A 6,190-nucleotide genomic window follows, 5' to 3' on the forward strand; every position below is an offset into this window, starting at 1 on the left:
ACCGAACCCCGGCTCTCCGCAGCAACCGAAGGGAAGGCGGCCAGATGCTGCTGCAGCGCATAGGAAACCGTGGAATCCGGCTGGGGACGCTCTTCGAGCGCGCGGCGTCCCGGCATCCGGCGAACGTACTGGTCCTCGACCACGATCTGGCCCTGGCGCCGGACCTCGGCCGCCGGGCCACCGTCGCGGAGGTGGCGGAGCTGGTGGCCGAACAGGCCTCGCGGCTCTGGGAGGCGAGGGTCCGGCCCGGCGAACACGTCGTGGTCCACACGTCCGACACCTTCGACATCACCCTTCTCGCCTGCGCGATCAGCCGCGTCGGCGCGGTGCCCGTACTGCTCTCGCCCCAGCTCGACGGCGACACGGTGGCCGAGCTGATGCGCCGCGCGGACCGGCCCCATCTCGTCACCGACCCGGCCACGCTGGAGGGTTCACTGCCCGGCACGGTCTTCGACCTGGCCGGGAGCGTCCTGCTCACCTCCGGTCACCACGACCGTGCCGTGTCGCTGGCGGACCTCACCGGCGTCCGGCGGGTAGCCCCGGTGACCATGCCCCCCGACCACCCGACCCTGATCACCCACACGTCGGGCACCACGGGCCTGCCCAAACTGGCCGTACACACGGGACGGACGCTTCAGGCCCGCTACCGCCCGCAGCGGCTGGCCGTCGAACCGATCGTCCGCAAGCGGGAAACCATCGCGATGCATGTCTCGTTCGTCCACTCGCGGCTGTTCACCGCACTGGCCATCTCCCTGCTGAAGGGCTTCCCGATCGTCGTCCTGTCCGACGCGGACCCGGAGCGGGTGGCCGGCCTCTTCGCCGGGATCCGGCCGGGGATCCTTGAGGCCCACCCCAACACGTTCATGCGCTGGGAGAGCCTGGCGGACGATCCGCGCGAACCACTCGCCAACGTCAAGCTGTTCAGCAGCACGTTCGACGCCATCCATCCCCGTACCGTGCACCGGCTGCTCCGCGCCTCACGCCGCAGGGCCCCGCTGTTCGGGCAGCTCTACGGACAGAGCGAGGTGGGCCCCACGGTGGTACGCGCCTACACGCGGCGGCGCGGTCCGGAAGCGGACGGACGCTGCGTGGGCAGGCCTTTCCCCGGCATGACCGACGTCCGGGTGGTCAGCCGCGACGGGCGGCCCCCCTCGGAATCCAACCCGGGCCACATCGAGGTGCGGAGCGACGGACGGATCACGACCTACCTCGGCGAGCCGGAGCGCTACGCCCGGCAGCTCAGCGACGGCTGGTGGCGGATGGGCGACGTCGGCTACCGGAGCAGATGGGGGTGTCTGCACCTGCTCGACCGCGAGGTCGATCTGATCCCCGGGTTCGGCAGCACGCTCGCCGTCGAGGACGCCCTGTTCGCGAAGGTGGACGCGCTCACCGAAGTGATCATCATCCCCGGTCCTGACGGCACCGCCGTACCCGTGGTGTGCACCAAGGACGACAAACCCCTCGACCGGGAGGCGTGGCGCGGGGCGGTGGCCGGGCTGCCCGCGATGGCGGAGCCGGTGCAGTGGCGTCTGGCGGACCTGCCGCAGACCGCCACCACGAAGATCAAGCGACTCGAACTGGCACGGCGGCTGACCACCGCCGGCCAGGACACGTAGGGGGGCGGCATGGCGAAGACGGTCATCGTCGGGGGCGGTATCGGCGGTCTGGCGGCGGCCCTCGCCGTCGCCCGGCGCGGGCACAGGGCCGTGGTGCTGGAGCGGGCCGGCACGTTCGCGGAGATCGGCGCGGGCATCCAGCTCGCGCCGAACGGGCTCCACGCCCTCGACCGCCTCGGTCTCGGAGACGCCGTGCGCGCCCGCGCCGTGCACATCGACGAACTGAGATTCATGGACGGTGTGTCCGGTGAGCATGTGGCGAGCCTGCCGCTCACCGGCGTCTACCGGCGCCGCTTCGGCAATCCGTACGTCGTGGTGCACCGCGGCGAACTGCACGGGCTGCTCGTGGACGCCTGCCGCCGGTCCCCGGCGATCGAACTGCGCGCGGGCAGCCGGGCCACCGGCTACCGGCAGCACGGCTCCGCCGCGACCGTGCTCCTGGACGGCGGGGAGCTGGTCACGGGGGACGCGGTGATCGGCGCCGACGGGATCCACTCGGCGATCCGGGGGCAGCTCGTCGGCGACGGCGCGCCGCGCGTCTCGGGCATCACCGTGTACCGCACGGTCATCCCGATGGAGCGCGTCCCCGAGGAGCTGCGGTGGAACGCCGTGACCTGGTGGGCCGGGCCCGGCCGCCACTTCGTGCACTACGCGATCGGCGGCGGCCGGTACCTCAATCTCGCCCCCAGCGTCGAGAACGGGGTCACCGAGCCGTTCGCCGGAGTTCCCGTGGACCGGGAGCGGGTGCGCGACGCGTTCGCCTGCCTGGACGGGACGGCGCGGCGGCTCCTGGCCCTGGGTGAGGAGTGGAAGTCCTGGGTGCTGGTCGACCGGGACCCCGTGGACCGCTGGACCGACGGGCGGGTGACGCTGCTCGGGGACGCGGCCCACCCGATGCTGCACTACGCCGCTCAGGGCGCCTGCCAGGCCCTGGAGGACGCGGTCGTGCTGGGCGATCTGCTGGACGACGACACGGACGCGATCCCCGAACGGTTCGAGAAGTACCACGCGGAACGACACGACCGTACCGCCCGGATCACCCACGCCGCGCGGGCGAGCACCCGGCTGTGGCACCCGGCCGGGGCCGAGGCGAAAGCGAGGAACCAGATGCTGTCGGAGCTGTCCGGCACGGACCTGCACGACCATGTGGCCTGGATGCACGGAGCGCGCGCGTCCGGCGCCGCCGGAGCCGGGCGATGAGCGGGGACCGTCTGACGGTGTGCCTCGTGGGCGCCGGGCCGCGCGGACTGTGCTTCCTGGAACGGCTGTGCGCCAACGAGCGGGCGGCGCCCTCCCACCGGTCCGTCACCGTGCACGTCGTCGACCCGGCCGCGCCGGGCGCGGGCGCGGTCTGGCGCACCGACCAGTCCCGCCACCTGCTCACCAACACCGTGGCGTCCCAGATCACGGTGTTCACCGACGCGAGGACGCGGACCGCGGGGCCGGTCGAACCCGGCCCCAGCCTGTACGAGTGGGCGGCCGGTCCGGGGCGCTTCGGGGATCAGGGCGGGTACGACGACGCCGTACGGGCCGAGGCGCGCACGCTGGGCCCGGACTCCTATCCCAGCCGCGCCCTGTACGGGCACTATCTGCGGGCCTGTTTCCGCCGGGTGGTCGCGCGGGCCCCGGCGCACGTCACCGTCACGGTGCACCACTCGCGCGCGGTCGCGATGGCGGACACCCACGGGGTCCCCGGCGGGCCGCAGGGCGTCCGGCTGGCGGACGGGACCAGGATCCACGACCTGGACTCCGTGGTCCTGGCCCAGGGGCACGTCCCGGCGCGTCTGACGCCGCACCAGGAGCGGACGGCCAGCCTGGCCCGTATCCATCACCTCACCTACCTGCCGCCCGCCAACCCCGCCGATGTGGACACGGACCGCGTCGGCCCGGGCGAGACGGTGCTGCTGCGCGGTCTGGGTCTGAACTTCTTCGACCACATGGCGCTGTTCACCGCCGGGCGGGGCGGTGTCTTCGAACGCGTCGGAGGCCGGCTGGTCTACCGGCCCTCCGGCCGCGAGCCGCGCCTCTGCGCCAGCTCCCGCCGCGGCGTGCCGTACCACGCGCGCGGCGAGAACGAGAAGGGTGCCTCCGGCAGGTACACCCCCCGCCTGCTCACCACCGAAGTGATCGCCGCGCTGCGCGACCGGTCGCGGCACGGCGGGCGGGTGCGCTTCCGGGCCGACGTGTGGCCGCTGATCGCCGCGGAGGTGGAGAGCGTCTACTACGGGACGCTGCTGACCGCACGGGGAGCCGGGGCGGAGGAGTTCGTACGCCGCTACCTGTCCGCGTCGCCGGGGCGGCGGGCCGCGCTGCTGGACGACCACGGCGTCGCGCCCGCCGATCGCTGGGACTGGGAACGCCTCTCCCGGCCCTGCCACGGGCGGACGTTCACCGACCGGGAGGACTTCCGCGGCTGGCTGCTCACGTACCTGGCGCGGGACGTGCGGGAGGCGCGGGCGGGAAACGTCAGCGGCCCGCTCAAGGCGGCGCTGGACGTCCTGCGCGACCTGCGCAACGAGATCCGTCTGGTGGTCGACCACGGCGGCCTCGAAGGCGGCTCGCACCTCGACGAGCTGGAAGGCTGGTACACCCCGCTCAACGCGTTCTTCTCCATCGGTCCCCCGGCCTCCAGGACGGAGGAGATGATCGCTCTGATCGAGGCGGGGATCCTCGAACTCACCGGCCCCGGCACACAGATCCACGTCGACACCGAACGGCCCGCGTTCGTCGCCCGGTCGGCGGTGGTGCCCGGCCCGCCCGTACGGTCCCGGCATCTGATCGAGGCCCGCCTGCCCCCGCCCGACGTACGGCACACCGCCGACCCGCTGCTGCGGCATCTGCTCCTCACCGAGCAGTGCCGCCCCTACCGCGTCGAAGGGGAGTGCGGCGTCCGTCACGAGACGGGCGGCCTGGCCGTCACCGAGCGGCCGTGCCGGGTCGTCGACGGGCAGGGCCGGCCCCACCCGCGCCGGTTCGCCTACGGCGTCCCGACCGAGTCGGTGCACTGGGTCACCGCCGCCGGGGTCCGTCCCGGGGTGGACTCGGTGACCCTGGGCGACGCCGACGCGATCGCCCATGCCGTCCTCGCCCTCGCCCCCGCCCGGCAGGCGCCCGTACGGGCGGCCTCGGCCGGGACCAGCCGCTTCACGGAGGTGATCGTATGAGCGGCACCCTCATCGACGCGGGACTGCTCTCGCCGGTACGCGCGGGAACCCCCGTCGAGACAGCCGTCTGCGACCTGGCCTGGCTCCAGGCCGTGCTGGACGCGGAGGCCGCGCTGGCCCGGGCCCAGGCCCGGCTCGGTGTGGTCCCGTCCGCCGCGGCCGAGGCGATCACCCGGGCGGCCCGCGCCGAGCGGTTCGACCTGCGGGCGCTCGCCCTCGCGGCGCGGGAGACCGCCAACCCCGTGGTGGGACTGGTGGCGGCGCTCAGGGAATCGGTACGGGAACGGGACCCGGAGGCCGCCGAGTGGGTGCACCGGGGCTCCACCAGCCAGGACGTCTTCGACACGGGGGCCATGCTGGTCGCGCGCCGCGCGCTGGGGCTGATCCGGGCGGATCTGCGCACCACCGCCGACGCGCTGGCCCGTCTGGCCGCCGAACACCGGGACACCCCGATGGCGGGCCGCACCCTGGCGCTGCACGCGGTGCCCACGACCTTCGGTCTCAAAGCGGCGGGCTGGCGCCGGCTCGTGCTGGACGCCGCCCAGCGGCTCGGCGCGGTGGACGCGGCTCTGCCCGTGTCGCTCGGCGGAGCGGCGGGCACCCTGGCCGGCTATCTCGCCGCCGCCCCTCTCACCGGGGCGGCGGCGGCCGCGTACCCCGACCAGCTGGTCGCGGCCTTCGCCGAGGAGACCGGGCTCGCCCGGCAGGTGCTGCCCTGGCACGCGCTGCGCTCCCCGGTGGCCGATCTCGCCTCGGCCCTGGCGTTCACCGCCGGGGCGCTGGGCAAACTGGCCGTCGATGTGCAGTCACTGGTCAGGACCGAGGTCGGCGAGGTCGCCGAACCCACCGCGCCCGGCCGGGGCAGATCCTCGGCCATGCCCCACAAGCGGAATCCGGTGCTGGCCACCATGCTGCGCAGCGCGGCGATACAGGTCCCGCCGATCGCCTCGGTCCTGACGCAGTGTCTGGTCTCCGAGGACGAGCGGTCGGCCGGCGCCTGGCACGCGGAGTGGCAGCCGCTGCGCGAGTGCCTGCGCCTGGCCGGGGGCGCCGCCCACACCGCCGTACAGCTCGCCGAGGGGCTGCGGGTGCGGCCCGAGCGGATGCGGGAGAACCTGGAGCTGACCGGATCCCGGACCAGTGCCGAGCGGATCGTCTCCGTACTCGCGCCCCGCCGGGGCGGCGAGGCCGCCAGAGAGCTGCTGGACGACGCGTCACGGGAGGCCGAGGAGACGGGACGCCCCCTGGCCCAGGTCCTGGGTGACATTCCCGGACTCGGCCTCGACGAAGCCGAGTTGGCGACCCTGTGCGATCCCGTCGGCTACACCGGGGCGGCCGGCCCGCTGGTCGACCGCGCGCTGCGTACCTCTTCCTGAAGGCCGTACCCGAGGCCGTACACCCCGAGGCGGC

Annotated in this window: 4 protein-coding genes; all 4 read left to right on the forward strand. The window is 74.1% G+C overall.

What is annotated here, in order from left to right; all coding sequences use genetic code 11:
- Nucleotides 1-44: 44 nt before the first annotated feature.
- From ACFXPL_RS20800 to pcaB, 4 genes are read left to right on the forward strand one after another with little or no spacing between them, the layout of a single operon-like run.
- Nucleotides 45-1,616 carry a class I adenylate-forming enzyme family protein gene (locus ACFXPL_RS20800; protein WP_384921322.1) on the forward strand — a complete coding sequence of 524 codons (1,572 nt, stop codon included), beginning with the start codon at nt 45-47 and terminating at the stop codon, nt 1,614-1,616.
- 9 nt (nt 1,617-1,625) lie between these two features.
- Entirely contained in the window at nt 1,626-2,816 is a 1,191-nt protein-coding gene (locus tag ACFXPL_RS20805) for an FAD-dependent monooxygenase (RefSeq protein ID WP_384921325.1), read from the forward strand.
- Nucleotides 2,813-4,780 (forward strand): FAD/NAD(P)-binding protein, encoded by a 1,968-nt coding sequence (locus tag ACFXPL_RS20810; RefSeq protein WP_384921327.1) that lies wholly within the window; start codon nt 2,813-2,815, stop codon nt 4,778-4,780. Before ACFXPL_RS20805 ends, ACFXPL_RS20810 begins: the two co-directional genes overlap by 4 nt.
- On the forward strand, nt 4,777-6,156 hold the full coding sequence (gene pcaB, locus ACFXPL_RS20815) for a 3-carboxy-cis,cis-muconate cycloisomerase (protein ID WP_384921330.1): 1,380 nt from the start codon (nt 4,777-4,779) through the stop codon (nt 6,154-6,156). The genes ACFXPL_RS20810 and pcaB overlap by 4 nt, the downstream gene beginning before the upstream one ends.
- The last annotated feature ends 34 nt before the right edge of the window (nt 6,157-6,190 follow it).

This window comes from Streptomyces sp. NPDC059092, from assembly GCF_042756365.1.
GTDB lineage: Bacteria > Actinomycetota > Actinomycetes > Streptomycetales > Streptomycetaceae > Streptomyces.

Bases quoted from the DNA above. Each gene is read 5' to 3' on its own strand.
- ACFXPL_RS20805 (WP_384921325.1), top strand. From the start codon at position 1,626: ATGGCGAAGACGGTCATCGTCGGGGGCGGTATCGGCGGTCTGGCGGCG.
- pcaB (WP_384921330.1), top strand. From the start codon at position 4,777: ATGAGCGGCACCCTCATCGACGCGGGACTGCTCTCGCCGGTACGCGCG.
- ACFXPL_RS20800 (WP_384921322.1), top strand. From the start codon at position 45: ATGCTGCTGCAGCGCATAGGAAACCGTGGAATCCGGCTGGGGACGCTC.
- ACFXPL_RS20810 (WP_384921327.1), top strand. From the start codon at position 2,813: ATGAGCGGGGACCGTCTGACGGTGTGCCTCGTGGGCGCCGGGCCGCGC.